General features: G+C 71.1%; 21 protein-coding genes. 5 read left to right on the top strand and 16 right to left on the bottom strand.

Annotation, left to right across the window (positions count from 1 at the left end):
• Nucleotides 1–17: 17 nt before the first annotated feature.
• The 8 genes from thiD to ACIQCY_RS12560 all read right to left on the bottom strand — a co-directional run bounded on the left by thiD (nucleotide 18) and on the right by ACIQCY_RS12560 (nucleotide 5,803).
• Nucleotides 18–845, bottom strand: a complete 828-nt coding sequence (gene thiD, locus ACIQCY_RS12595; RefSeq protein WP_400484233.1) for a bifunctional hydroxymethylpyrimidine kinase/phosphomethylpyrimidine kinase — start codon at nucleotides 843–845, stop codon at nucleotides 18–20.
• Between the two features lie 4 nt (nucleotides 846–849).
• Nucleotides 850–987, bottom strand: coding sequence for a DUF1731 domain-containing protein (locus ACIQCY_RS12590; protein WP_400484232.1), 138 nt, complete (start codon nucleotides 985–987; stop codon nucleotides 850–852).
• A 2-nt stretch (nucleotides 988–989) separates the two neighbouring features.
• Nucleotides 990–1,427: a hypothetical protein gene (locus ACIQCY_RS12585; protein ID WP_400484231.1), complete on the bottom strand. Its 438-nt coding sequence runs from the start codon at nucleotides 1,425–1,427 to the stop codon at nucleotides 990–992.
• Nucleotides 1,424–2,089, bottom strand: coding sequence for a TetR family transcriptional regulator (locus tag ACIQCY_RS12580; RefSeq protein ID WP_400484230.1), 666 nt, complete (start codon nucleotides 2,087–2,089; stop codon nucleotides 1,424–1,426). Before ACIQCY_RS12580 ends, ACIQCY_RS12585 begins: the two co-directional genes overlap by 4 nt.
• 66 nt (nucleotides 2,090–2,155) lie before the next feature.
• The gene (tgt, locus tag ACIQCY_RS12575) at nucleotides 2,156–3,418 is read right to left on the bottom strand and encodes a tRNA guanosine(34) transglycosylase Tgt (RefSeq protein WP_400484229.1); all 1,263 of its coding nucleotides are present in this window, start codon (nucleotides 3,416–3,418) and stop codon (nucleotides 2,156–2,158) included.
• 53 nt (nucleotides 3,419–3,471) lie between these two features.
• The gene (locus tag ACIQCY_RS12570; protein WP_400484228.1) at nucleotides 3,472–4,281 is read right to left on the bottom strand and encodes a DUF6707 family protein; all 810 of its coding nucleotides are present in this window, start codon (nucleotides 4,279–4,281) and stop codon (nucleotides 3,472–3,474) included.
• A 166-nt stretch (nucleotides 4,282–4,447) separates the two neighbouring features.
• A complete protein-coding gene (locus ACIQCY_RS12565; RefSeq protein ID WP_133080337.1) occupies nucleotides 4,448–4,987 on the bottom strand; it encodes an NUDIX hydrolase family protein in 540 nt (179 codons plus the stop codon).
• A 90-nt stretch (nucleotides 4,988–5,077) separates the two neighbouring features.
• Nucleotides 5,078–5,803, bottom strand: a complete 726-nt coding sequence (locus ACIQCY_RS12560) for a VOC family protein (RefSeq protein ID WP_400484227.1) — start codon at nucleotides 5,801–5,803, stop codon at nucleotides 5,078–5,080.
• Nucleotides 5,804–5,866: 63 nt separating this feature from the next.
• Here ACIQCY_RS12560 and ACIQCY_RS12555 point away from each other — a divergent pair, with 63 nt between their 5' ends.
• Nucleotides 5,867–6,463 (top strand): YdeI family protein, encoded by a 597-nt coding sequence (locus tag ACIQCY_RS12555; protein ID WP_400484226.1) that lies wholly within the window; start codon nucleotides 5,867–5,869, stop codon nucleotides 6,461–6,463.
• Here ACIQCY_RS12555 and ACIQCY_RS12550 read toward each other — a convergent pair.
• Nucleotides 6,460–7,470: a glycoside hydrolase family 76 protein gene (locus tag ACIQCY_RS12550; RefSeq protein ID WP_400484225.1), complete on the bottom strand. Its 1,011-nt coding sequence runs from the start codon at nucleotides 7,468–7,470 to the stop codon at nucleotides 6,460–6,462. The two genes, ACIQCY_RS12555 and ACIQCY_RS12550, sit on opposite strands and share 4 nt — an antisense overlap.
• Before the next feature lie 141 nt (nucleotides 7,471–7,611).
• On the opposite strand from ACIQCY_RS12550, the gene ACIQCY_RS12545 reads away from it, so the two are divergent.
• The 4 genes from ACIQCY_RS12545 (at nucleotide 7,612) to ACIQCY_RS12530 (ending at nucleotide 13,804) form a co-directional block, all read left to right on the top strand.
• The gene (locus ACIQCY_RS12545) at nucleotides 7,612–8,397 is read left to right on the top strand and encodes an SDR family NAD(P)-dependent oxidoreductase (protein WP_400484224.1); all 786 of its coding nucleotides are present in this window, start codon (nucleotides 7,612–7,614) and stop codon (nucleotides 8,395–8,397) included.
• A gap of 35 nt (nucleotides 8,398–8,432) precedes the next feature.
• Nucleotides 8,433–9,596, top strand: coding sequence for an acyl-CoA dehydrogenase family protein (locus ACIQCY_RS12540; protein ID WP_400484223.1), 1,164 nt, complete (start codon nucleotides 8,433–8,435; stop codon nucleotides 9,594–9,596).
• 296 nt (nucleotides 9,597–9,892) lie between these two features.
• Complete coding sequence (ppc, locus tag ACIQCY_RS12535; protein ID WP_400484374.1) at nucleotides 9,893–12,727, top strand: phosphoenolpyruvate carboxylase; 2,835 nt, start codon at nucleotides 9,893–9,895, stop codon at nucleotides 12,725–12,727.
• 141 nt (nucleotides 12,728–12,868) lie between these two features.
• Nucleotides 12,869–13,804 (top strand): NADP-dependent oxidoreductase, encoded by a 936-nt coding sequence (locus ACIQCY_RS12530; RefSeq protein ID WP_400484222.1) that lies wholly within the window; start codon nucleotides 12,869–12,871, stop codon nucleotides 13,802–13,804.
• 140 nt (nucleotides 13,805–13,944) lie between these two features.
• Here ACIQCY_RS12530 and ACIQCY_RS12525 read toward each other — a convergent pair whose 3' ends face one another.
• The 7 genes from ACIQCY_RS12525 to ACIQCY_RS12495 all read right to left on the bottom strand — a co-directional run bounded on the left by ACIQCY_RS12525 (nucleotide 13,945) and on the right by ACIQCY_RS12495 (nucleotide 24,066).
• A complete protein-coding gene (locus ACIQCY_RS12525) occupies nucleotides 13,945–15,303 on the bottom strand; it encodes a tryptophan-rich sensory protein (RefSeq protein ID WP_400484221.1) in 1,359 nt (452 codons plus the stop codon).
• Nucleotides 15,266–15,901 (bottom strand): DedA family protein, encoded by a 636-nt coding sequence (locus tag ACIQCY_RS12520; RefSeq protein WP_400484220.1) that lies wholly within the window; start codon nucleotides 15,899–15,901, stop codon nucleotides 15,266–15,268. The genes ACIQCY_RS12525 and ACIQCY_RS12520 overlap by 38 nt, the downstream gene beginning before the upstream one ends.
• A 62-nt stretch (nucleotides 15,902–15,963) precedes the next feature.
• Complete coding sequence (locus ACIQCY_RS12515; protein WP_400484373.1) at nucleotides 15,964–16,872, bottom strand: RluA family pseudouridine synthase; 909 nt, start codon at nucleotides 16,870–16,872, stop codon at nucleotides 15,964–15,966.
• A gap of 39 nt (nucleotides 16,873–16,911) precedes the next feature.
• Nucleotides 16,912–17,730 (bottom strand): DNA-formamidopyrimidine glycosylase family protein, encoded by an 819-nt coding sequence (locus ACIQCY_RS12510; RefSeq protein ID WP_400484219.1) that lies wholly within the window; start codon nucleotides 17,728–17,730, stop codon nucleotides 16,912–16,914.
• The gene (locus ACIQCY_RS12505; protein WP_400484218.1) at nucleotides 17,723–22,747 is read right to left on the bottom strand and encodes a DEAD/DEAH box helicase; all 5,025 of its coding nucleotides are present in this window, start codon (nucleotides 22,745–22,747) and stop codon (nucleotides 17,723–17,725) included. Before ACIQCY_RS12505 ends, ACIQCY_RS12510 begins: the two co-directional genes overlap by 8 nt.
• Nucleotides 22,748–22,804: 57 nt before the next feature.
• The gene (locus ACIQCY_RS12500) at nucleotides 22,805–23,533 is read right to left on the bottom strand and encodes a DUF4232 domain-containing protein (RefSeq protein WP_400484217.1); all 729 of its coding nucleotides are present in this window, start codon (nucleotides 23,531–23,533) and stop codon (nucleotides 22,805–22,807) included.
• 77 nt (nucleotides 23,534–23,610) lie between these two features.
• Complete coding sequence (locus ACIQCY_RS12495; protein WP_400484216.1) at nucleotides 23,611–24,066, bottom strand: 23S rRNA (pseudouridine(1915)-N(3))-methyltransferase RlmH; 456 nt, start codon at nucleotides 24,064–24,066, stop codon at nucleotides 23,611–23,613.
• Between the last annotated feature and the right edge of the window lie 40 nt (nucleotides 24,067–24,106).

The following is a 24,106-nucleotide window of genomic DNA, read 5'->3' as shown; positions in this document are numbered from 1 at the left end:
GGGCCCGTCCCTGCCCGCTACCGGGACGACCGCGCGCCGCCCTGCCAGACGGCGTCGAACGGGGCGTTGGACCCCACGCGGTTGCGGATGCCCTCGGTGACGAACTCCTTCGCGGTGCGGGCGGCGTCCAGGGGCTCCGCTCCCTTCGCGAGTTCGGCTGCGATCGCTGCAGCGAGGGTGCACCCGGCGCCGCTCACGGCGACCTCGCCCACCTTGGGTGCGGACAGGACCTCGAGCGTCTCGCCGTCGAAGTAGACGTCGACGGCGTCCGGGCCCGCGATGCGCACGCCGCCCTTGGCGAGGACCACGGCGCCGCTCTGGCGGTGGATGATGCGGGCAGCCTCCTTCAGGTCCTCGAGGGAGTCGATGGTGATGCCGGAGAGGGATTCCGCCTCGAAGTGGTTCGGCGTGACGAAGGTGGCCAGCGGCAGGATGTTCGCCTTGAGCGCCTGGTCGGTGTCGAGCGCTGCGCCGGGTTCCTGGCCCTTGCAGATCAGCACCGGATCGAGGACCACGTTGTCCCACTCCTGGCTCTTCAGGGCGCTGGCCACCGTGTCGATGGTCGCGGGGGTGCCGAGCATCCCCAACTTGACGGTTCCGAGGGGGTAGCAGGACTGGATGGCCTCGAGCTGGTCGGCGATCACCTGCTGGTCCACGGGTACGAAGCGGTGCTGCCACTCGTTCTTCGGGTCGAAGGACACGATGCAGGTCAGGGCCACGACGCCGTAGACGCCCAGCTCCTGGAACGTCTTGAGATCGGCCTGCGCTCCGGCGCCGCCCGTCGCCTCCGATCCGGCGATGGTCAGGGTGACGGCGGGGCTCACGGAGGTCTGGGTGTCGGACATTCCCCTAGTCTGCCCGAACCCGCTCGGAAGCGGCCACCCGATCGGGCACCAGGATCTCGTCGAGTGCAGGCCCGAGAGTGGGGTAGGCGAAGGTGAACCCCGCGTCGAGCAGATTCCGTGGGGACACCCAGCGGCTCTTCATGGTCATTGCACGCGGACCAGCTTCCAGACACTGGCACGGCCAACGGCGCCCGCACCTCCGATGAGAACGGCTGCGGGGAGGGTGTCCCCGATGGCGGTGGACGGCGACAGCAGCGTGGCGATGGCGAAGGCTGCCGCGGTGAACGCGGCGAAGAAGACCCCGACATGGATCCACTGGCTGCCCACCGGTCGCAGCAGGAGCCCGAGCACGACGCCGAGCGGCAGCCCCGTGACCAGCCCGATCCCGAGGCCGTACCAGAGGGCCAGGAGGAACACCGCCGGCGCCTCGGCTCCCCAGGTGGAGGCGAAGGCGAGCGCGAGGACCGTCACGCCCACGAGGAACCCGACGACGACGGCGGCGGGTCCGAAGGTGACGTGGTGGCGCGACGGCGGGGGTCCGTCGTCGGCCGCGTCCTCGGGACTTCCGCCGTCCGTGCTCACTGCCGCGTACCCCGGATCAGCTGAACGATGTCCTCGACGATCTTCCGCACCACGGGGAGCCGGGAGAGGATCACGAGCCTGGAGATGAGCGGGGCGGCCTGGTCGATGAGCCGGCGCGTGCGGGCCTGGTCGGTGGAGGAGTCGTAGACCCAGAAGAGGGTCACACCCATGTAGGCGTACCAGAGGAGCTCCGGCAGGTCGTCCCGGATGGCGAGCGGAGGCTGCGGCCTCGACATCGCGACGGCGTGCCGGAACAGCGCGATGGACCGGGCGCGGGCGACGGCGGATTCGCTGCCGAAGGGGCTCGTCGTCGCGGAGGGCTTGATGGCGATGCTGATGAAGCGGGAGCCGAAGTCGTGGTACGGCGCCATGACGTCGATCCCGGTGTTGAGGACGATCCGCAGGAGTTCGCCGAGGTTCTGGCCTTCGCGCAGCTGCGGCAGGGCGCGGGAGCGGTGTTCCTCCTGCAGGCTGCGGTAGAGCTCGTGGACGAGGTCGTCCTTCGAGGCGAAGTAGTAGTAGGCGCTCCCGGTCGAGACGTCGGCGGCCGACGCGATGGCCCGCATGGTCGTCTTCTCGTAGCCGATCTCGCGGAAGAGCCGAAGCGCCGTGGAGACCAGCAGGTCCCTGGTCGCTTCGCTCTTGGCTGTCGGCGTCGGCATGCTCCTCCTGATTCGAACGTGTTCAATTCGAAGTGTAGCCCTGATTTGAACACGTTCAAACCGCTGTCAGGCGTAGTACCTGCCCAGCACCTCGGCCTTCAGGTCGTAGAAGGTGCCGTCGTCGATGGCCGTGCGCGCGTCGTCGACCATGCGCACCACGAACCGCTCGTTGTGGATGGAGATCAGGGTCGCGGACACCATCTCCTTGGCCTTGAAGAGGTGGTGGATGTAGGCGCGGGTGTAGTGCGTGCAGGTGTAGCAGTCGCAGCCCTCGACGAGCGGGGTGAAGTCCCTCTTGAAGCGCGCGTTGGAGAGGTTCCACCGGCCGTCCGGCGTGTAGAAGGCGGAATTCCGGGCAACGCGCGTGGGGGAGACGCAGTCGAACGTGTCGGCGCCGTTCTCGATCCCCGTGAAGAGGTCGTCCGGCTCGGAGATGCCCAGCAGATGGCGTGGCCTGTCCTCGGGCAGTTCGTCGCTGCACCACCCGAGGATGGTGCCGAGGTTCTCCTTCTCGAGGGCGCCACCGATCCCGAAACCGTCGAAGTTCATGGCCCCGAGGTCGGCGGACGCCTTCCGGCGGAGGTCCTCGTACTGCGCGCCCTGGATGACACCGAACAGCGCCTGGTACGGGCGGTGGCTGCGCTCGGCGGTCAGCCGCTCGTGCTCCGCGACGCAGCGCAGGGCCCAGAGCCGTGTCCGTTCGAGGGACTCCTCCTGGTAGCCGCGCGAGTTCATGAGGGTGGTGAGCTCGTCGAACGCGAACATGATGTCCGCGCCGAGCTGGTGCTGCACCTGCATGGAGATCTCGGGGGTGAAGCGGTGGCGGTCGCCATTGAGGTGGGACTTGAACCAGACGCCGTCGTCGTCGATGTGCGCGAGGCGTTCCTTGCCGACGGCGATGCGGTCGTCCGCTCCCGCCTTGTCGGCGTCGACGGGCACGTCCATGGTGATGACCTTCTTGAAGCCGGAGCCGAGGCTCATCACCTGGAAACCCCCGGAATCGGTGAAGGTGGGGCCGGGCCAGTTCATGAAGGCGCCCAGGCCGCCCGCCTCGTCGAGGACGTCCGCCCCGGGCTGCAGGTAGAGATGGTAGGCGTTCGCGAGGAGGGCCTGCGCGCCGAGCTCGGCCATGGCGCCGGGGAGGACGGCCTTCACCGATGCCTTCGTGCCGACGGGGATGAAGGCCGGGGTGCGGATCTCTCCGTGCGGGGTGGTGATGGTGCCGGTCCGCCCGTGCCGGTGCCCGCCGCCCGTCGCGGGCGTGGTGTCCTCGAGGCGGCTGGAGACGGAGAAGGCGAACGAGGACTGCTGGGACTGTGGATGCACCACCCCATTTTGCCAGCCCACCGCGGGCGGGCGGTCCGAGCCGGCGGTCGCCGGGGCTAGCGGGTGGCGAGCTGCGCGTTCAGCGCACCCACGGCGGCCAGCTCCGCGGCGATCCGGCGTTCCAGGACCTCGCGGCCCAGGGTCTCCGATCCCCCGTGCGCGCGGAGGTACAGGAGGACGCCGATGCGCAGGACGCGCCAGTCGCGCTCGACGTCGATCTTCCCCGCCGAGGAGGCCCGCAGGATCTCCGGGTCGTACACGTTGGGTTCGTTGAGCTGGCGCTGCCGGTACATCGCCGCCGTCTTGGCGCGCAGCGGATCCGTCTCGGCGTCGTCGGCCGCGCGGATGGCTGCCGAGTACCGCGCGGAGCGGTCCTCGTCATGGCGCGTGAGGTAGGCGGCGATCGCGAGCCCGCCCTCGATCCACTTCCACCGCCCGAAGTTCCCGTCGAACGGCAGTTCCGCGAGCAGGTCGGCGACGGTCAGGGCGGCTGCGGTGTCGCCCTGGTCGATGAAGAGCGCGAGGGCCAGCTGGTGGAGGTCCTGCAGGTTGCTGCCGGCCTTGAGGTTGATGCCGCGCGCCAGCCGCCCTGCCATCTCCTGGATGGGAGCGCTGTCCGCGTGCGCCTGGGCGATCTGCGCGACGAGCGCCTCCGGGGAGCCGTGGTCCGCGGCGACGGCCGACGCGCCGATCTCGGCATCGGCCGGCTCGACGTAGACCATCGAGCCGGTGGCGATCGAGATGCTCCGTCCTCCCGCGACGGACGCACGGACGAGCGCGGGCACCCCGAAGTCGTCGTTCTCGACCACGACGGACGTCACCTCCGCCGGGTCGTCACCGCCCGGGAGCGCCAGTACGTCGCCCACGGCCAGTACCTCTGCCGGAACCGCGCGCAACCCTGTCCTGTCCAACCTGTTCACCATCATGTACGTCGTGCCAACCTCTGCCAGTAGCCCCTGGATGTGTCCCGGCGCCCCAGCGCGCCCGTATCACGATACGGTGTCGCGGGCGTCGGCGGGCGCCTCGTCCCGGCTACCGGCCCCAACCGGCGTGGGCGAGGGCCTGGCGCAGCAGGTCGGCGCGCCCGCCCGAGAACTCGGCCTGGATGGAGGGGCTCAGGGCCTCGGAGGGGGTCAGCCAGGACAGTTCCAGCGCGTCCTGGCGCGGGTTGCACTCGCCCGTGACGGGGATCAGGTACGCGAGGGCGACGGCGTGCTGGCGGTCGTCGGTCAGGCCCGTCTCCGAGGGGGACGGGAAGTACTCGGCGATCGTGAAGGGCAGGGGCGACGGCGGCAGCTGCGGCAGTGCCAGCGGGCCGAGGTCCTTCTCGAGGTGGCGCAGGAGCGCGGCCCGGATGGTCTCCCGGTACATCACGCGCCCGGAGACGAACGTCCGCACCATCTCGCCCTGCTCGTTGGCCTGCAGGAGCAGCCCCACCTCGTTGACGTACCCGAGGGCGTCGCACCGCACGGGGATCGCCTCCACGTAGACCATCGGCAGGCGGCGGCGGGCCTCGTACAGGTCATCTTCGGAGAGCCAGCCCGGGTTGGGGTCAGGGGTGCGTACGTTCATACCCCCAGTTCTATAGCAGACCCCCTTCCCGGCACGGACGGCGCGCGGTTCTTCGGCCCGTGGCTGAATCCGCGGGGAGCAGGTGGGGCGTCAGTGCTCGGTGCAGCCGTCGAGGTCCCGTCGCCGCTCGTTGATCCACACGTCCGTGCCCCACGGTGCGCGGACGCGGAGCGAGCGACCGTGGCGCTCGTCCACGACCTCGGGCTCGGAACCGCCGCTGGAGAGGCCGGAGACCAGGGCCCGCACGTCGCCGTCGTACTCGAAGGCCAGGCCCGGTGCGGCACGCTCCTGGAGGTGCACGGCGACCAGGCCGCCGTTCTTCGCCCGGAAGTCGTGCCACGTGCCCGCCTCGGAGCTGATCCTCGGTCTAGCCCCGATGTCCCCGAGCGCCCGGACCGCGCCGTCGACGTCGGCCGTGTACCAGAGGGCCAGCACCGACAGGGGCGAGGCCGGCGCGCCCGTCTCGCGCGGACCCGCGTCGGCGACGAAGGACATCCCGTCGGGTGCGGTGACGCGGGCCGCGAGGCCGTGGCCCTCCCCGGAGAGCTCCACGGCGGTGCCGGCCTCGGCCGTCCGGCGTGCGAACTCGCGCACATCGGCGACGTCGAACATCAGGGCCGTCGTGCCTTCCGCACGACTGCCTGGAGCGCAGGAGCGCAGGGCGACACGGCCGCTCCCGGCGTCGAACACGGCGTCGAACACGGCGCAGGACCCGCTCGGTGCGGTGTCCCGTGCCGGTGTGAGCCCGAGGGACTGCAGGAAGCCGGCAGCGGTGGGGAGGTCGGCGGTGTGGACGAGGGGGCGGACGCGCAGCATCAGTGCATCCTAGGGTGCCGGCAGGTGGTACCGGATACTCCACCGGAGTCCTAGGGTTGTCGCATGAAGGCCGAACTGCCCGAACTCCTGCTGCCCGACGCCGCGTCCTGGCGTTCCTGGCTCGAGGAGAACCACGGGTCCTCGCCCGGTGTCTGGCTCATCGAGCACAAGAAGGGCGGGACGACGACGGCACTCACCTACGCGCAGGCGCTCGACGAAGCACTCTGTTTCGGCTGGATCGACGGACAGGCGCGGTCCCGGGACGAGGGCAGCTACTTCCAGCGCTTCACGCCCCGCGGGCCCCGGAGTATCTGGTCGGTCCGCAACCGGACCCACGTGGACAGGCTCCGCGCCGAGGGCCGGATGCGCGACGCCGGCGAGCGGGCGGTCGCCGCGGCCCAAGCCGACGGCCGGTGGGAGCGGGCCTATGCCGGGCCGGCGACGGCGGAGGTGCCGCCCGACCTCCTGGAGGCGATCGAGGCCGACGACGCCGCACTCGCCACCTTCCGCACCCTGTCCTCGCAGAACCGGTACGCCCTGATCTTCCGCCTGGCCCAGCTCAGGACGGAAGCGGCGAAGGAGCGGAACATCGCGAAGTTCGTCGCCATGCTCGCCCGCGGCGAGACCTTCTATCCGCAGGGCGCGAAGAAGGGCGGCTAGCAGAAGGCCCTCTCGGCCTCGAGGATCATCCAGGCCTGCAGCTGGGCCGACAGGCCGGCGGGTACGACCTGCGAGGGCGGGAAGAGGAGTGCTGCTGTGTCGACCTGGCTCCGGCCACTCCAGATGCGGTCGGCCGTGGCCCGGAGCATGCTGCGGGCCGTGGCCGCGGCACCGGCTCTGATGCCCGGGGCCGACGCCGCCAGGGCGAGGTAGCGGGCGAGGATCCCGGTGAAGAGGCCTGCGTCGCCGTCCGATCCCAGGGGCAGCGCCCCGCCGTCGTCCGCCACGCGGCGGGCGATGGCCTCCACGAGGTCCGCCGCGTATCCCACGTTCTCGGTCCCGCCGACGCCGACCAGCGCGCCGAGCACGGTGCCCTGGTTGTAGGTGTGGATGGCGCGCTCGAGGGTGCCGTCCGCGGTGCCGTCCGCCTTCATGCCGTCGAGGTAGAGCCCTGTAGCGGGGTCGAACAGGCGGGCTCGCAGCCAGTCGAGCAGGTCCTGCGCACGGGCCTGTTCCCCGGCACGGGCGAAGAAGAGGGCAGCGGGTGCGGTGCTCGGGGTGTTCTTGTAGTTCCGCGTGGTGTTCCAGAAGACCCCACCGCCCAGGTCCTGCGTGTGCGCGGATGCCAGGGCTCCTCCGAGGACGCGCACGCGGCGCCGCGGCCGCCGTCGTCCTTCGATCGCGTCGAGGCGTTGGAGCGCCAGGGCGAGCCACGCCATGTCGTCGTAGTAGGAGTTCCGCCACCGGCCACCGTTGCGGAGCCAGATGCCTCGGGCCAGTTTCCGGGCCTCGCGCAGTGCCGGGCCCGCGGGATCGCGCAGGTGCTCATCCAGGAGACAGTCGAGGTAGTGCGCCTGCCACCAGTAGTGCCAGTGGTTCCGGGGGCCGGTGGGAGCCGGGTACGCGATGGCGCCGAGCCTCGTCCCGGGCACGCGGAGGCTCCGGCGCGCGAACAGGTGCCGGACACTGCTCGCGGCCGCGGCGGCGGCGTCGTCGGGAGTGGGCATGTGACCACCCTAACCACACCGCCCGAGCCTCCCACTGCGCAGGATGCACAACGAATATCCTCCCGGGTGCGCAGTGGGCCACGTCACAGTACGCTGGGCGCGCGGGCCAAGGGCGGTCCGCGACCGGCGGAAGGACCAGGCATGGACATCAGGGGAGCAGTAGCGCTCGTCACGGGCGGCGCCTCGGGGCTCGGATTCGCCACCGCGCAGCGGCTGTTCGACGACGGCGCCTCCGTGGTGCTGGTCGACCTCCCGCAGTCTGCAGGAGCAGACGCCGCCGCCCGCCTCGACCCCTCGGGTGCACGTGCCCGCTTCGTGCCTGCCGACGTCGCCGATTCCGGCCAGGTCCAGGCGGCGGTCGCCGCGGCCTCCGCACTCGGTCCGCTGCGGATCGTCGTCAACTGCGCGGGGATCGCCACGCCGGGCAAGGTCCTCGGGCGCGACGGCGTCCTGCCGCTCGAGCAGTTCGCCCGCGTCATCGGCGTCAACCTGATCGGCACCTTCAACGTCATCCGGCTCGCCGCCGAGGCCATGGCGGCCACGCCGACCGTCACCGGACTCGGCGGCTCCGACGAACGCGGCGTCATCATCAACACCGCGTCCGTGGCGGCCTTCGACGGGCAGATCGGGCAGCCGGCCTACTCCGCGTCGAAAGGCGGGGTGGCGGCCATGACCCTGCCCATCGCGCGGGAACTCGCCCGCTCGCTGATCCGCGTGGTCACCATAGCGCCCGGCATCTTCGAGACGCCCATGATGGCGGGCCTCCCGCAGGAGGCCCAGGACTCCCTCGGAGCCCAGGTCCCGCACCCGTCACGCCTCGGCAAGCCCGTCGAGTACGCCGCGCTCGCCGCGCACATCGTCGAGAACCAGATGCTCAACGGCGAGACCATCCGCCTCGACGGCGCCATCCGCATGGCGCCGAGATAACGCTCGTCTCCGGTCTCAACCGAAAGGACGGCTCAATGGAGAGCCAGCTGCCCACGGCCGATTTCCTCGGCTTCGAGTCCCTCCTCGCCAGCCACGAGCGGGCGAAACTGCAGGACGTCCGGGACTTCCTCGCGAAGGAGGTCACGCCACGCGCGGTCGAGTGGTGGAACCGTGCGGAATTCCCCCACGGGATCCTGCCGAAGCTGGCGGGACTCAACCTCAGCACGCCCGTACAGCAGGGCTACAGCCACCTGTTCAGCGGGCTGGTCATCGCCGAACTGACCCGCGCGGACACCTCGATCGCCACGTTCTTCATGGTCCATCACGATCTCTTCGTCGAGGCGCTGCACACCTTCGGGAGCGAGGAGCAGAAGGCCCGGCTCCTGCAGGACGCGATGGACCTCACGATCACGGGTGCCTTCGCGCTCACCGAACCGCTGCACGGATCCGATGTCGCCGGCGGCATGGCGACGACGGCGACGCGCGACGGCGACACCTGGGTCATCAACGGCGCGAAGCGCTGGATCGGCAACGGCACGTTCTGCGACTACATGCTCCTCTGGGCCCGCGACACCGGGACCGGCGCAGTACGCGGCTTCATCCTCGATGCCACGCTGCCCGGTGTCACCCGGACGGCCATCGGTAACAAGACCGCGCTGCGGACGGTCCAGAACGCGGACATCACCCTCACCGACGTGCGGATCCCCGAGGCGGACCGCTTCACGGGTATCGATTCCTTCAACGACACCCGGCAGCTCCTGCTCGGATCACGCATCCTCGTGGGCTGGCAGGCCGTGGGCCAGCAGCTCGCCGCGTTCGACGTCGCCCGGCAGTACGCCGTCGAACGCCACCAGTTCGGGAAGCCGATCGCGGGATTCCAGCTCGTCCAGGACCAGCTCGTCACCATGATGGGCAACACGACGGCGAGCCTCGGCGTGATGGCGCGCATGGCCCAACTGCAGGAGCAGGGAGCCGCCGACATGCCCAGGGCGGCCTTCGCCAAGTCCTACACGACGGCCCGCATGCGCGAGACGGTGGCCCTCGGGCGCGGGATCCTCGGCGGCAACGGGATCGTGACGGACTACGGGATGGCGAAGATCTTCGCCGACGCCGAGGCCGTGTACACCTACGAGGGCTCCTACGAGATCAACAGCCTCATCGTGGGCAGGGCGCTGACCGGCATCTCCGCATTCGCCTGACGCGCCCTCATGCTGCCCGCGCCCGGCTGCCGGGCGCCGTCGTTCCCGGCTTCTGTCCCCGAACAGCGTGTTGTACGGGAACACGCCGACGCTCACGGGGGATGCCGCCGAGAACCAGGAACGACGGCGGCGCGGAGCGGCCCCGATGCCGCAGCGTCGTGCACGCCGTTTCGGTTCATATGACGGACACGGTGAGGCCCACGCCACATTACTGGGTAGTATCCCAACAGCAATCCGTCGTATCCAGTGCCGCATACGCCACGTTTTCCGTGCCCTGAAAGCAGGCTGTTGTGACTGTGCCCCTCGAAGTGTCTCCCGTGCGTGCCGCCGACCCGTTCGGAACGGCCGGTGATATCAGTTCCGACCTCCGTGCCGACGTGCGGCGCGTCAGCACCCTGCTCGGGGAATCGCTCGTGCGGCAGCACGGGCAGGATCTCCTCGATCTCGTGGAGCGCGTCCGCCTGCTGACCAAGCAGTCCAAGGAGTCCGGCAGCGCCAGCGACGCGGTCGAGCGGGCAGCCCTCGCGGAGCAGGTCCGTGAACTCCTCGCGGCTCTTCCGATCGATCAGGCCACCGAGCTGGTCCGGGCCTTCGCCGCATACTTCCACCTCGCGAACGCCGCCGAGCAGGTACACCGCGTCCGCGGTCTGCGGACCCGCTCCGAGGAGGACGGCTGGCTCGCGCAGACCGTCTCCCGCATCGCCGCCGACGCCGGCCCGGAGGCGCTCGCCGACGTCGTGCAGCAGCTCGACGTGCGCCCGGTCTTCACGGCACACCCCACCGAGGCCTCGCGCCGGTCCGTGCTGGACAAGCTCCGCCGGCTCTCCGACATCCTCGCCGAGACGACGCCCGAGGGCTCCCAGCAGCGGCGCCGCCAGGACCGCCGGCTCGCCGAGGTGATCGACCTGATCTGGCAGACGGACGAACTGCGCCAGGTGCGGCCCACGCCGATCGACGAGGCCCGCAACGCCATCTACTACCTCGGCGACATCCTCACCACGGCGATGCCCGAACTGCTGGAGGACCTCTCGGACCTCCTGTCCGAGCACGGCGTCACGCTGCCCGCCGAGGGAGCACCGCTGCGGTTCGGGTCCTGGATCGGAGGGGATCGCGACGGCAATCCCAACGTCACCGCCGCCGTGACCCGCGAGATCCTGCAGATCCAGAACCAGCAGGCCGTCCGGATCGCGATCCACTTCGTGGACCGGCTCATCTCGTCGCTGTCCTCGTCCACGGCGATCGTCGGGGCGTCCGAGGAGCTGACCGCCTCCATCGAGCAGGACCTCGCCAACCTGCCGAGGCTCGACAAGCGCGTGCTCGAGCTCAACGCCCAGGAACCGTACCGGCTCAAGCTGACCTGCGTGAAGGCGAAGCTGCTGAACACGGCAGCCCGCGTGCAGAACCAGACCGCGCACGAGCCCGGCAGGGACTACAACGGGACGGCCCAGGTCCTGGCGGACCTCCAGCTCGTCGGCGACTCGCTGCGCCGGCACGCCGCGGGTCTCGCTGCCGACGGGGCCCTCGCCACGGCGTCGCGCGTCATCTCCTCCTTCGGGCTGCACCTGGCGACCCTCGACATCCGTGAGCACGCGGACATGCACCACGACGTCGTCGCGCAGCTCACCGACCGCCTCGGCGAGCTGAAGGTCCCCTACCTCGAGCTGGACCGCGAGGGCCGCCTGCAGGCACTGTCCCGCGAGCTGGCGTCCCGGCGTCCGCTGGCCACGGTGAACCCGCCGCTCGACGACGGCGCACGGCGCACGTTCGACGTCTTCCGCGAGATCGCCTCGGCCCTGGAGACCTACGGACCCGACGTCATCGAGACCTACATCGTCTCCATGACGCGGGGTGCGGACGACGTCCTCGCCCCGGTGGTCCTCGCCCGCGAAGCCGGCCTGGTCGACGTCGTCGGCGACGGTTCGGGTGGTCCCGGTTCCGGCGCCTTCGCGAAGATCGGCTTCGCCCCGCTGCTCGAGACCGTGGACGAGCTCCGGGTCTCGGCGGAGATCGTGGACACCCTGCTGTCCGACCCCACCTATCGCGAGGTGGTGCGCCTGCGCGGTGACCTGCAGGAGGTCATGCTCGGCTACTCGGACTCCAACAAGGAATCCGGCGTCCTCACGAGCCTCTGGGAGATCCACAAGACCCAGCGTCGCCTGCGTGACGTCGCGGCGAAGCACGGCGTCCGCCTGCGCCTGTTCCACGGCCGCGGCGGGTCCGTCGGCCGCGGTGGCGGACCGACCTACGATGCCATCCTCGCGCAGCCCAACGGTGTCCTCGAAGGCGAGATCAAGTTCACCGAGCAGGGCGAGGTCATCAGCGACAAGTACTCCCTGCCGGCCCTGGCGCGCGAGAACCTCGAGCTGTCCCTGGCCGCCGTGATGCAGGGATCGGCGCTGCACCGCACGCCGCGTACGTCCGACGACGATCGCGACCGCTGGGCGGAGGTCATGGAGACCGTGTCCGACGCCGCCTTCGCGCGCTACCGCTCGCTGATCGACCACGAGGACCTGCCCGCGTACTTCCTCGCGTCGACTCCGGTGGAGCAGCTCGGTTCGCTCAACATCGGCTCGCGCCCGTCCAAGCGGCCCGATTCCGGCAGCGGACTCGGCGGGCTCCGCGCCATCCCGTGGGTGTTCGGATGGACGCAGTCGCGGCAGATCGTGCCGGGCTGGTTCGGCGTCGGGTCAGGGCTGCGGGCTGCGCGCGAGGCAGGCCACGAGGGACTGCTCGAGGAGATGCTGGAGCGCTGGCACTTCTTCCGGACCGTGGTCTCCAATGTGGAGATGACGCTCGCCAAGACCGATCTCGAGATCGCGGCGCACTACGTCGAGGCCCTGGTGCCGGGCGAGCTGCAGCACCTCTTCGGGGTGATCCGGGAGGAGTACGAGCTGACCCTCGCCGAGATCCGCCACCTCACGGGGGAGCACGAACTGCTCGACAACCAGCCCGTGCTCAAGCGGTCCCTGGCGGTCCGCGACCAGTACCTGGACCCCATCTCCTACCTGCAGGTGGAACTGCTGCGCCGCGTCCGGGAGGAAGCCGATGGCGGCCGGCCCGACGGGCAGCTGCAGCGGGCCATGCTCATCACCATCAACGGTGTGGCGGCGGGGATGCGCAACACGGGCTGAGCCGAGGCCCCCGGGTGCGGGCCGCGCGGTGTGATGGAACCGTGCGCGTGGTGTCGGAATAGGGACCGGGACGCACCGGTTGCCGCCTCTGGAAGCTGAACAGCGCCGGCCCCGGCCGGTTCATCTGCAGGGAGGAACACCATGAAGGCAGTGTTTTACGAGAAGTACGGCGATCCCGACGTCCTCCAGTACGGCGAGCAGCCGGACCCGAAGGTGGGGCCGGATTCCGTGCTCGTCGACGTGCGTGCATCATCGGTCAACCCGGTCGACTGGAAGATCACCGCCGGCTACCTCGACGGCGCGTTGCCCACCTACTTCCCGGTGATCCCGGGCTGGGACGTGGCCGGCGTCGTCGTGCAGCCGGGGCCGTCCGTGACGGAGTTCGAAGCCGGTGACGAGGTCATCGGCTACGTGCGCATGGACACCGTGGGGCTGGGGACCTTCGCCGAGCGGGTCGCCGCTCCGGTGCGCGCGCTCGCCCGGAAGCCCCGCAATGTGTCCTGGGCGGAGGCCGCGACGATGCCTCTCGCGGGGCTCACGGCCTACCAGTCGCTCGAAGCGGTCGGTGTGACGGACGGTGACACCGTGCTGGTGCACAACGGGGCAGGGGGCGTGGGCACCTACGCCATCCAGATCGCGAAGGCGTGGGGGGCCCGCGTGCTGGCCACCGCCTCGGAGAAGAACCACGACTTCCTGCGCTCACTCGGCGCCGAACCCCTGACCTACGGCGAGGGCCTCGCCGGCCGCATCGCCGAGGCGGCCCCGGAGGGGCTCGACGCCGTGGTGGACTTCGTCGGCGGCGATGACTGGGTCGCGTCCCTCGAGCACCTGAAGTCGCCGGAACGGATCGCCTCCGTGACGGACGCCGAGGTGAAGGAGAAGGGTGGGCGCTACATCTTCGTGCGGCCCAACCCGGCCGATCTCCTCGCGCTCACCGAACTCGTCGAGTCCGGGAGTGTGAAGCCGATCCTCGCGGAGAGCTTCCCCCTGGAACGCGCTGCTGATGCCTTCCGCAGCAGCATCGACGGCCACGTGCGCGGCAAGATCGCCGTCACGGTCGGCGACCAGGGCGAGTAGCGCCCACCGGGCACGGCGCGGACAGCGTTCCTCGCCGTGCCCGAACGCTTCCGGTGCGGGACAGGACGGCTTGCCGCCGGTCCTGTCCCGCCGGGAGGCTGCGCGCCCGGCGGATGCCGGATGGGGTCGAGCCGACCTCGCTAGTAGCGAGAGTCCTGGTAGTCGTCGTCGAGCAGATCGACGGGTTCGCGCAGGGCATCCTCCTGCGCCCGGAGCCAGCGCCGGTGGGCATGGTCCACGCGATGGCGGCGGGAGCCCGCCGTGATGAGCAGCAGGAAGATCGCGAATGCCGCGACGAGCGCGACGTCGACAGCCACCGGCTCTCCCAGTAGCCGTTCGACCGCGATCCACAGCAGCCCCCAGGAGGTCGCCGCGGCGACGGACAGGCGTCCGCGGTCGGTCGAGCAGACCACGGCGGCGCTCATCAGCACCACCACGATCCCGACGATCGCCCACGTCGCACCGTCCCAGCCGAACAGCTCCGCGCCCCGCGCCGTGAGGAGCGCCGCACTGTTCGCCGCCGCTGCCACCAGGACCCACCCGAGGTAGAGCCCGAGCGGGGTGTCCACGAGCGCGCCCTCGAGCCGTGACTCGTCGGGGTGGTTGTTCATGGTCCGCACGGCCGCCAGCAGGGCGAAGAGGAGCAGCATGATGACCACGAGGCTCAGGGCCAGCCGACCGGACTGCGCGCTCAGGATCCAGGCGAGGTTCAGCAGCATCGAGGCCGCGACGATCCAGCCCAGGCGCCGCTGCCGCTCACTGGTCCGCTGCGACGGCAGCCATTGGAACGCCGTATAGGCCACGAGGCCCACGTAGATGACGCTCCAGATGGAGAAGGCCGACGACGCCGGCGCGAGCAGCGTCGCGTCCGGAGCGAAGAGACCGCCTGCGGCATCCCGTATCGACGGGCCGCCGAAAGCGCCGACGCCGGCGGCCGAACCGAGGATGCAGGCGACGGCGCAGGCCGTGACGACTGCCTGACGGACGAGATCCGGATCCCACGAGCCCATGGAGCGGGCCATTGCGCTGCTGCCACGGGTGAGGGCCCTGCCCGACGCGCCCGCTGCGGCTCTCGCCCTGCCGGCTGCCTGGCGCACCTGGTGCGCCGCGTCGCTGTCGGCGCGGCCACCCCTGCCGCTTCCGTCCGCCGTCGTGCCGGCACCCGGTCCCGCAGCGGTTCCGGCGTCCGGCCCCTCGATCCCGGACCGTGCATCACGGGTTCCCGGAGTGGGCGTGCCCGAAGCCGTATTGCCCGATGGTTGTGCCGGGCCCCCCGGCGCCGCGGACGTGCCTGATGTCGTGTGCCCTCGGCCGGGTTCAGCGTCGTCCGCCGTGGAGGTGGCGCGTGGTTTCGCCGCCTTCAAACGCTCGAGGATGCTTCCCGTGTCGGAGGGAACCGCTGTGGCCGGAACTTCCGTGGCCGGAACCTCCCGGGCGATCGTCGGAGGCCTGACCGGCCTGTCAGGGAGCCTCGGTCCCGGGTTCTTCGGGGTGCTCATGCGCTTTTGTGGCCTTCCGGTGTTTCTTCAGGGCGAGGACTGCCGCCGTGATGGCTCCCACCAGCGTACCCACCGCCATCCCCAGCAGGGCGCTCACGCCGGCCGGCAGCCCCGTGGAGGCCCCGGCGACGAAGCCGAGACCCACGAGCCACGCTGTCCACAGCACGCCGCCCGCCGCTGCCGCGAGCATGAACGGTCGGAGGGGCAGTTCGGCGATGCCGGCGACGGCCACGCTCGCGGTACGGCCGCCGGGAAGGAAGCGGACGGCGACGACGGCCGCGTAGGTGGGTGAGGTGCCGGCCTTGTCGATGGCGTTCCGCAGTCCGCGGTGGATGGAGCGGCCCCACCGGAAGCGGTCGAGGAAGTGGGTGAGCCGGCGCCGGAACAGCAGGAAGAGCGCGACGTCGCCCAGCCAGCTCCCCGCGAACGCGGTGATGATCGCGAGGGGAAGCAGGAGCATGCCGTGGGCGGACATGGTGCCGGAGCCGATCACGAGGAGTTCCGAGGGCACCACGGGGATCGCCACATCGACGAAGATGACGGCGAACATGACGAGGAGGTAGAGCGGTGCTGGGATGTCCGTGCCGGGCAGGTCCACCCCGCAAATGTACCGTCAGGAAGCCGGCCGTACAGCGGAACGCGTCGGGAGCCGAAGGGTGATCAGGCGAACTCGGCCAGGGTGAGGCCCGATTCGAAGCGCCGGTCGGTGCCGTCCACGGGGTCGGTGAACGCGATGCTGTGCGCCAGGAGCTGCAGCGGCTTGCCGTAGTCGTCGGGTGCCTGCGGATGGAGGATCGGGTAGAACGGGTCGTTGATGATGCCGAGTCCGAGCGATGCCATGTGCAGCCGGAGCTGGTGGGTCTTGCCCGTGTGCGGCTGCAGGCGGTAGAGGCCCCGGTCCTCGCGCCGGTCGAGCAGGCTGACCGTGGTGTGCGTGTTGGCCGGCCCCTCCACCTCCTGGGCCAGCAGGTAGGTACGGGACTTCACGATCCGGCTCCGGACGTCGAGCGGTTCGGCGTCCAGGTGCAGATCGGGCCGCACGGGCGCGACGGCACGGTACTCCTTGGTGATGCGTCGGTTCTCGAACAGGAGCTGGTAGGCGCCGCGGGTCTCCGGGTCGACGGAGAACATCAGGATCCCGGCCGTCATGCGGTCGAGCCGGTGCATGGGGATGAGGTCGGGGATGCCGAGTTCCACCCGCAGCCGCACGAGTGCCGACTCCGCGACATACATCCCGCCGGGGGTCGTGGGCAGGAAGTGCGGTTTGTCGACGACGACGAGGTGGTCGTCCCGGTGCAGGATCGAGATCTCGACCGGCAGGCGCTCCTCGACCGGCAGCTCCCGGTAGTACCAGACGAACGTGTGCTCGCCGAGGGGAGTGGACCGCGTCAGGGTCTCGCCGCCGAGGGCGACCACCTCGCCGCGGTCGAAGCGCTCGCCGATGCCCTCCGGGTCCACGTGGTCGAACCGGTCGAGGATGTACTCGAGGGCGGTCTCCCACGGCCCCTCCGGGGGCAGGCGCAGCCGCGTGGCGTTCACGCCGTTGCGCACGGGCAGGGGGGATTGCATCGCCATCAGCGCATCACCTGTCGGTTTCCGTCCACGTGGTCAGGGTAGTGCCGCTCCGGCCGGGGCTTCCAATCGCGGCTGGCAGTGCGGGCAGTAGTACAGCTCGCGCAGTTCGGTCTCCCTGTCCCCGAGCTGCTCCAGGGCCACGGGCGTGCCGCAGCGCAGGCAGCCACGCCGGGACCGGCCGTAGACCCAGAGCGTATTGCCCCGCAGCTGCCCGGTCGTGGCCCTGGTGCTGCGTGCCTTGTTCGCCTCGAGGAGCTTCTTCGACAGCTCGACCATGCGCGGCAGGTTCGGTACCTCGCCCACCGGGGTGAGCGGGTGGACTCCGGCGAGGAAGCAGAGCTCGCAGCGGTACACGTTGCCGATCCCCGCGAGGTTCCGCTGGTCGAGCAGCGCGAGCCCGATGGGCCGTTCGGGCTGTTCGAGCAGGCGGCGCAGCGCCTCGTCCGGGTCCCAGCCGGGACCGAGGAGATCCGGCCCGAGGTACCCCACGGCCTCCTCCTCCTCGGCACGCGGGATCACCCGGAGGAACCCCAACTCGAATCCGACGACGACGGCGTCCGTCGTCTCGAGGATGCACCGGGCCTTGAAGGCGGGCCTGCGCCATTTCTCCCCGTGCGCGTAGACGTGCCACAGGCCTTCCATCTTGAGGTGCGAGTGGATGTCCCAGCCGTCGTCGCCGCCGCCGCGGATGAGCAGGTGCTTGCCGCGGGAGACCGCCTCCTGCACGGTGTCGCCCGTGAAGTCGACGGTGGCGAAGCGCGGGACGCGGATGTCGCAGCGCGTGAGCACCTTGCCCGCGAGGGCGCGGTCCAGCTCGCGGGCGGCCCGCCAGACGGTATCGCCTTCAGGCACGGATCCTCAACCCCCTCGGCGTGGTGTAGAAGCCGGCGTCCGCGAGGGCGCGGCCCACGTCCGTGTCCAGGATCTCGCCACCGTTGACCTTCTCGAGGGCCATCTTGTCGGCCGCGCCGCGACGGATGATCGTGACCAGGGCAAGGGCGGCCGCGCGCAGTGCATCGGCGTCCTCGGTGAAGGTCAGCAGGGTCTTGCCGCCGCGCTCCACGTAGAGGGCGAGGGCGCCGTCGACCAGTACCACCAGGGCGCCGGCCTTCCGTCCCGCGCGGTGTCCGCCGTCGGCCTGCGGCCAGCTGAGGGCGGCGCCGTAGGGGTTGGCGGGATCCGTGGCCGCGAGGGCCACCGCCTTCAGGGGCGGCGCCTCGCCGCCGAGGACGTCCTGCGCCGTCGGCAGCTGATTGTCGGCGCTGAACGAGCGCAGCCGGTCCACGGTGGCGGGGACCGCGAACTGGGCGGCGCCGAGGTGCTCGATGAAGTAGCCGCGCCGGCACCTGCCCATCTCCTCGAGCCGTGCCAGCACCTTGTACATGAGGCCGAAGCCACCGGGGATGCCCTCGTTGCCGACGGCGCCGCGCGTGACCACCCCGTACCGGTCGAGCAGCAGTTCCGCCGTGGCGTGCGCGTGCAGCGTCGTCTCGGCCTCCACCGTGGGCAGCATGTTCCACCGGCCGGCCGCGAGCGGAGGGGTGGCGCGCTGGTAGCCGCCGCTGCCGCCGTCGTCCGCTGCAGCGTTCAGGCGCATCGAGGCACCCGTGAGGGACTTGCCCGGAGCCCGTCCCAGCCGCCCGGCACGCGACGTCCGCGCGCGGGCCGGCACCGGCCGCTGCTTGTGCGCCGTCTTGCCGTTGGCCAGGAGTGCGCGCACCGGCGTGAACGTGTCGTTGCTGATCCTGCCCGCCCACACGAGGTCCCACAGCGCGGTCACGACGGCGGTGTCCGGCGTCGCCTCCTGCACATCGAGGAGGTTGGTGAGCTGTCGCAGGAAGTAGCCTCCGCCGCCGGCCAGCAGGTCGAGCAGGGCGGTGTGGAGGGAGGTCGGCTCGAAGGCCGGGTCCGGCCGCAGCGTCAGGGGGGCGTTCTCCGCGAGGTGCAGGGCGATCCACCCGTCGTTGCCGGCGAGGGAGCCGGCGCCGGACCACAGCACCTCGCCCGTCGCGGTGAGCTCGTCGAGCATCGCCGGGGTGTAGTTGGCCACGCGCTGCGCGAGGATCAACGGCTCCCATGCGGAGGCGGGAATCGGGACTCCGGAGAGCTGGTCGATCACGGTCACCACGCCGTCGAGTCCGCGCAGCCCCGAGCCGATGTGCTGCCAGGCGGGCAGGAAGCGGCCGTACGCTGTCGGATCGACGGGCTCCACTTCCTGGCGGAGCGCGGCGAGGGAGCGGCGGCGCAGCCGGCGGAGTACCTCGGCGTCGCACCACTCGCTGGCCGCGGGCGCATGCACCGTGATGGTCCCGGGCGCCGCCCCCGAGGCCGCCGAGATGTCCAGGACGGGCACGGACTCCGCGGGGCGGAACTCGCCCTCCACCACCCGCCCGGCTCCCGCGAGCCGCTGCAGGGACCCGGCGACGACGGCGACGCCGAGGCCCAGGCGGGAGGCCGCTTCGGCGGCGGTGAAGGGACCGTGCGTGCGGGCGTAGCGCCCGATGAGATCGCCGAGCGGGTCGGCGACGGGCTCGATGAACGCCAGCGGGATGCCCATGGGCAGCGGGACGCCGAGGGCGTCGCGGAGGCGGGCCGCGTCCTCGACGGCCGAGATCCGTTCGATCCCGGCGATGTGCACGGTCAGCGCCCGGTTGGCCTTCACGAGTGCCGTGACGTGGTGGGCGACCACCTCGGCGGAGGCCCGCCCGGGTACCGGGGTGGCGGCGACGGCCATGAGCGCCTCGTCCGAGGGGTCCTCGTCGGAGAAGGCGTCCGGGGGCGCCTCCGGCGATGCGTCGGATCCGGTGGGGGCGTCGACGGAGTCCCGCCCGCCCCGGGCAGCCGCGGACCCCGCGACGACCGGCGCGAGGGAGGTCTGGTCGTCCGCCGGTGCCTCGAGCCGCTCCGCGATCTCGTCCACGGTGAGCGGTCCGAGCAGCCGCAGCAGGTCCGCGACGCCCTCGAGCCCTCGGGCCAGGCGGTCCGGTTTGAGGCGCTGCAGCTCCAGCTCGGTCTCCGCGATGACCCTCGCGTCCAGCAGCTCCCGCAGCTCCGCCCGGCCGAGCAGCTCGTTGAGCAGCGTCGGGTCCAGCGAGAGCGCCGCCGCCCGGCGCTCGGCCAGGGGGGAGTCGCCCTCGTAGAGGAAGGATGCGACATAGCCGAACAGCATGGACCGCGCGAAGGGCGAGGGCTGCTGCGTGGTGACCTCGACGATGCGCAGTTCGCGGCGTTCGAGCGACGCCGCGAGGTCCTTCAGCGCGGGCAGGTCGTAGACGTCCTGGAGGCACTCGCGCACGGTCTCGAGGACGATCGGGAACGTCGGGTACTTCTTGGCGACATCGAGCAGCTGCGCCGACCGTTGCCGCTGCTGCCACAGCGGCGTGCGCTTGCTCGGGTTCTGGCGCGGCAGCAGGAGTGCGCGGGCCGCGCACTCGCGGAAGCGGGAGGCGAAGAGCGCCGACCCGCCGACCTCCGCGGTGACGATGCCGTCGAGCTCCTCGGCGTCGAACAGGAAGAGGTCCGCTCCGGGGGGCTCGTCGTCCATGAGCGGCACCCTCAGCACGATCCCGTCGTCGGACGCCATCGCCGACCCGTCCATGCCGTAGCGCTGTTCGAGCCGGGCGCCGACCGCGAGCGCCCAGGGGGCATGCACGGGCATGCCGAACGGGCTGTGCAGGACCACCCGCCAGTCACCGAGCTCGTCGTGGAACCGCTCGACGACGAGTGTCCTGTCACTCGGGACCACCTCGGTGGCCTCGCGCTGTTCCGTCAGGTAGGTGATGAGGTTGCCGGACGCCCAGGCGTCGAGGCCTATCCGCTCACACCGTTCCTGCGCCTTCTCCGGTGTGGACCCGGACATCTCGCGCTGGAACGCGCCGAGCGCCCTGCCGAGCTCGACGGGCCGGCCGAGGGAGTCGCCCTTCCAGAACGGGAGCTTGCCGGGTTGGCCGAACGCGGGGGAGACCAGCACGCGGTCGTGGGTGATCTCCTCGATCCGCCAGCTCGTCGCGCCGAGCGCGAAGACGTCGCCCACCCGTGACTCGTACACCATCTCCTCGTCGAGTTCGCCGACGCGGCGGCCGCCGGCGCGCGCTCCCTCGCCCTCGGACCCGACGAGGAACACCCCGAACAGCCCGCGGTCGGGGATGGTGCCGCCGGAGGTGACGGCGAGGCGCTGCGCCCCGGGCCTGCCCGTGATGGTGCCTTCGACGCGATCCCAGATGATGCGCGGGCGCAGCTCGGCGAACTCGTCCGACGGGTACCGGCCCGCGAGGAGGTCGAGCGTGGCCTCGAAGGCGGACCGCGGCAGGGTGGCGAACGGCGCGGACGTGCGGACGACGTCGAACCACTCCTCGACGTCGATGGTGCCGAGCGCTGCGGCGGCGACGGTCTGCTGCGCCAGGATGTCGAGCGGGTTGGTGGGGATGTACAGCGGCTCGATCTGACCGGCGAGCATGCGCTCGACGGTCACGGTGGTGTTGACGAGGTCGCCGCGATGCTTGGGGAAGAGGACGCCCTGCGACACCTCGCCCACCTGGTGTCCGGCCCGGCCCACGCGCTGCAGCCCGCTGGCCACGGAGTGCGGGGACTCGACCTGCACCACGAGGTCCACGGCCCCCATGTCGATGCCGAGTTCCAGCGAACTCGTCGCGACGACGCAGCGCAGGCGCCCCGACTTGAGGTCGTCCTCGATGAGGGCGCGCTGGTCCTTCGAGACGGATCCGTGGTGGGCGCGCGCGAGCAGCGGTTCGGCGCCGTTGGTCTGGCCCGCCTGGGCCATCATCTGCGCGGGGGTGGCGGTGGTGTGCGCGAACGACGGCGCTGCCGGTGCTGCTTCGAGGGCGGCCGGTGCGCCTCCGGCAGCCCACACCGCATCCCGTTCGGATCGCTCGGCGTGGATCTCGTTCAGTCGGGCGGTCAGGCGCTCTGCGAGCCGCCGCGAGTTGGCGAACACGATCGTGGACCGGTTCTGCTCGATGAGGTCGACGATCTTCTCCTCGACATGCGGCCAGATGCTCGCCTGGGGCACGGCGTCGCCGTCGTCGTCGGTGTTGGCCGCGGCTCCGCCCAGTTCCGTCATGTCCTCGACGGGCACGGTGACGGTGAGGTCCCACTGCTTCTTCGACGGCGGCGCCACGATCTCCACCGGGGCGTTCCCCGAGAGGAAGCGGGCGACGGTCTCCTTCGGCTCCACCGTGGCGGAGAGTCCGATGCGCTGCACGGGCTTCTCGAGCAGCGCGTCGAGGCGGGCGAGCGACACCGCCAGGTGCGCCCCACGCTTGGTGCCGGCGACGGCATGGACCTCGTCGATGATGACGGTGTCCACCTCCAGGAGCGTCTCGCGCGCCTTCGAGGTGAGCATGAGGAACAGGGACTCGGGCGTGGTGATGAGGATGTCCGGCGGCCGGGTCAGCATGGCACGGCGCTCGGCCTGGGGCGTGTCGCCGGACCGGACGCCCACCGTGATGCTGGGGGCGGGGAGGCCGAGGCGCTTGGCGGTCTGGGTGATGCCGATCAGCGGGGCGCGCAGGTTCCGCTCGACGTCGACGCCGAGCGCCTTCAGCGGCGAGATGTAGAGCACCCGCGTGCTGCGCTTCGGCTTCTTCGCAGCTGCCCTGCCGCCCTTCGCCGCCGAGGACGCCGCCGGCACGTCGGGGTCCTCGCTGTCCTCACCCGAGGCGATCAGGCGGTCGAGGGCCCAGAGGAACGCGGCGAGGGTCTTGCCCGATCCGGTGGGTGCGACCACGAGCGCGTTCGACCCGGCGGAGATCGCGGACCAGGCGCCCTCCTGCGCAGGAGTGGGCTCGGAGAAGGCCCCGGCGAACCACTCATGGGTTGCGGGGGTGAACCTCGTCAGGACCTGCGTCACTTCATCATCATGCCCCAGCCCACCGACAGTTCGCCCGGGCGGGGCGCACCGGAACGGCTAGGACGCGGGCTGCAGGGTCCCGACGGTCATCAGGACGATCGAGGCGGCGGAGCAGGCCGGGATCTCCTGCGGCAGGACGAGCGAATCGGTGGAGCCGGGCGGGTAGACGCGAAGCCCGGCCGAGGGGGTGAGCTCGCAGTCCGCGCCGTAGTTCTGGGCGTTGACCTGCCGCAGGGTGGCTGTGGCCGACGCCCCCGGGGCGAGCGTCACGAGGGCCGCCGCCGAGCCGTCGCGGTCCGCCGCGGCGCCGATCTGGGTGCCGGACGCATCGACGAAGGACACGCCGGGGAACCCCTGGACGGTGCACTCCCGGTCGGAGGCGTTGGTCAGCACGAGGCTCCGGTACACGCTGCCGGCAGCACCGCCGCCGAGCTGGTCCGCGACGGCACCCGTCAGTTGCCCGGCCGTGCAGGGGCCGCCTGCCGCGGGCGTCGACGGCGATGCGGCGGGCGAGGACGACGGCGATGAACTGGGTGCAGGTGCAGGTGCAGGTGCAGGTGCGGACGACGGTGTCGCCGAGGCCGACGGTGCGGGGGCCTCCGAGGCGCTCGGCGTCGGCGTCGGCGTCGGCGTCGCTGCCTCGCTCGCGGCGCTGGTGGCGCTCGCAGCGGGCGCTGCGGCCCCGCCGTCGTCCTGTCCGGACGCGGCACAGCCGCTCATCGCGATCAATACTCCGGTGGCGGCCACAGCCGTGATCCAACGCTTGCTCCCCAGCAGACTAGTCATGCCCTCACCCTACGTCCGGCACCCCGGACGTCCGGTAGGCGTGCGGCGGTGCGGCTCGATTGTTACCTGGCAGTGGCCTACTCGTGATGATAGGAGCGGCCGCCCGCGATCTCCTGGGCGCGGTACACCTGTTCGGCGAGGATGAGGCGGACGAGCTGGTGGGGGAACACCAGCGGCGAGAGGGACCAGACGAAGTCAGCCCGCTGATGCACCTGCTGGTCGACGCCGTAGGCGCCGCCGATGATCACCGTGACACTGCGCGAGGCTTCGAGCGGTGCCAGCAGGGTCCGGGAGAGCGCCGGGGAATCGATGGCCTTGCCGCGCTCGTCGAGCAGCACCACGAAGTCGTTGCCGAGCCTGGCGAGGAGCCGCTCCGACTCCTCCCGGCGCGCGGCGTCGTTCTCCCGCGCGGAGTGGGCGATGAGCTGCCACGAGAGGTCGAAGGGCTTCTTCAGCCGCTTCGAGTACCGCTCGATACCCTCCGAGACCCAGCTCTCGTGCTTGCGGCCCACTGCGAGCACCCGGATTGCCATGTCCTCAGGCTATCGCCCGGGGAGGGTCCTCCTGGGTCGA

Source organism: Arthrobacter sp. NPDC092385, assembly GCF_044755105.1.
GTDB lineage: Bacteria > Actinomycetota > Actinomycetes > Actinomycetales > Micrococcaceae > Arthrobacter_D.
The sequence above is the reverse complement of the archived record's forward strand: the minus strand, read 5'-3'. Positions and strand labels throughout refer to the sequence as shown.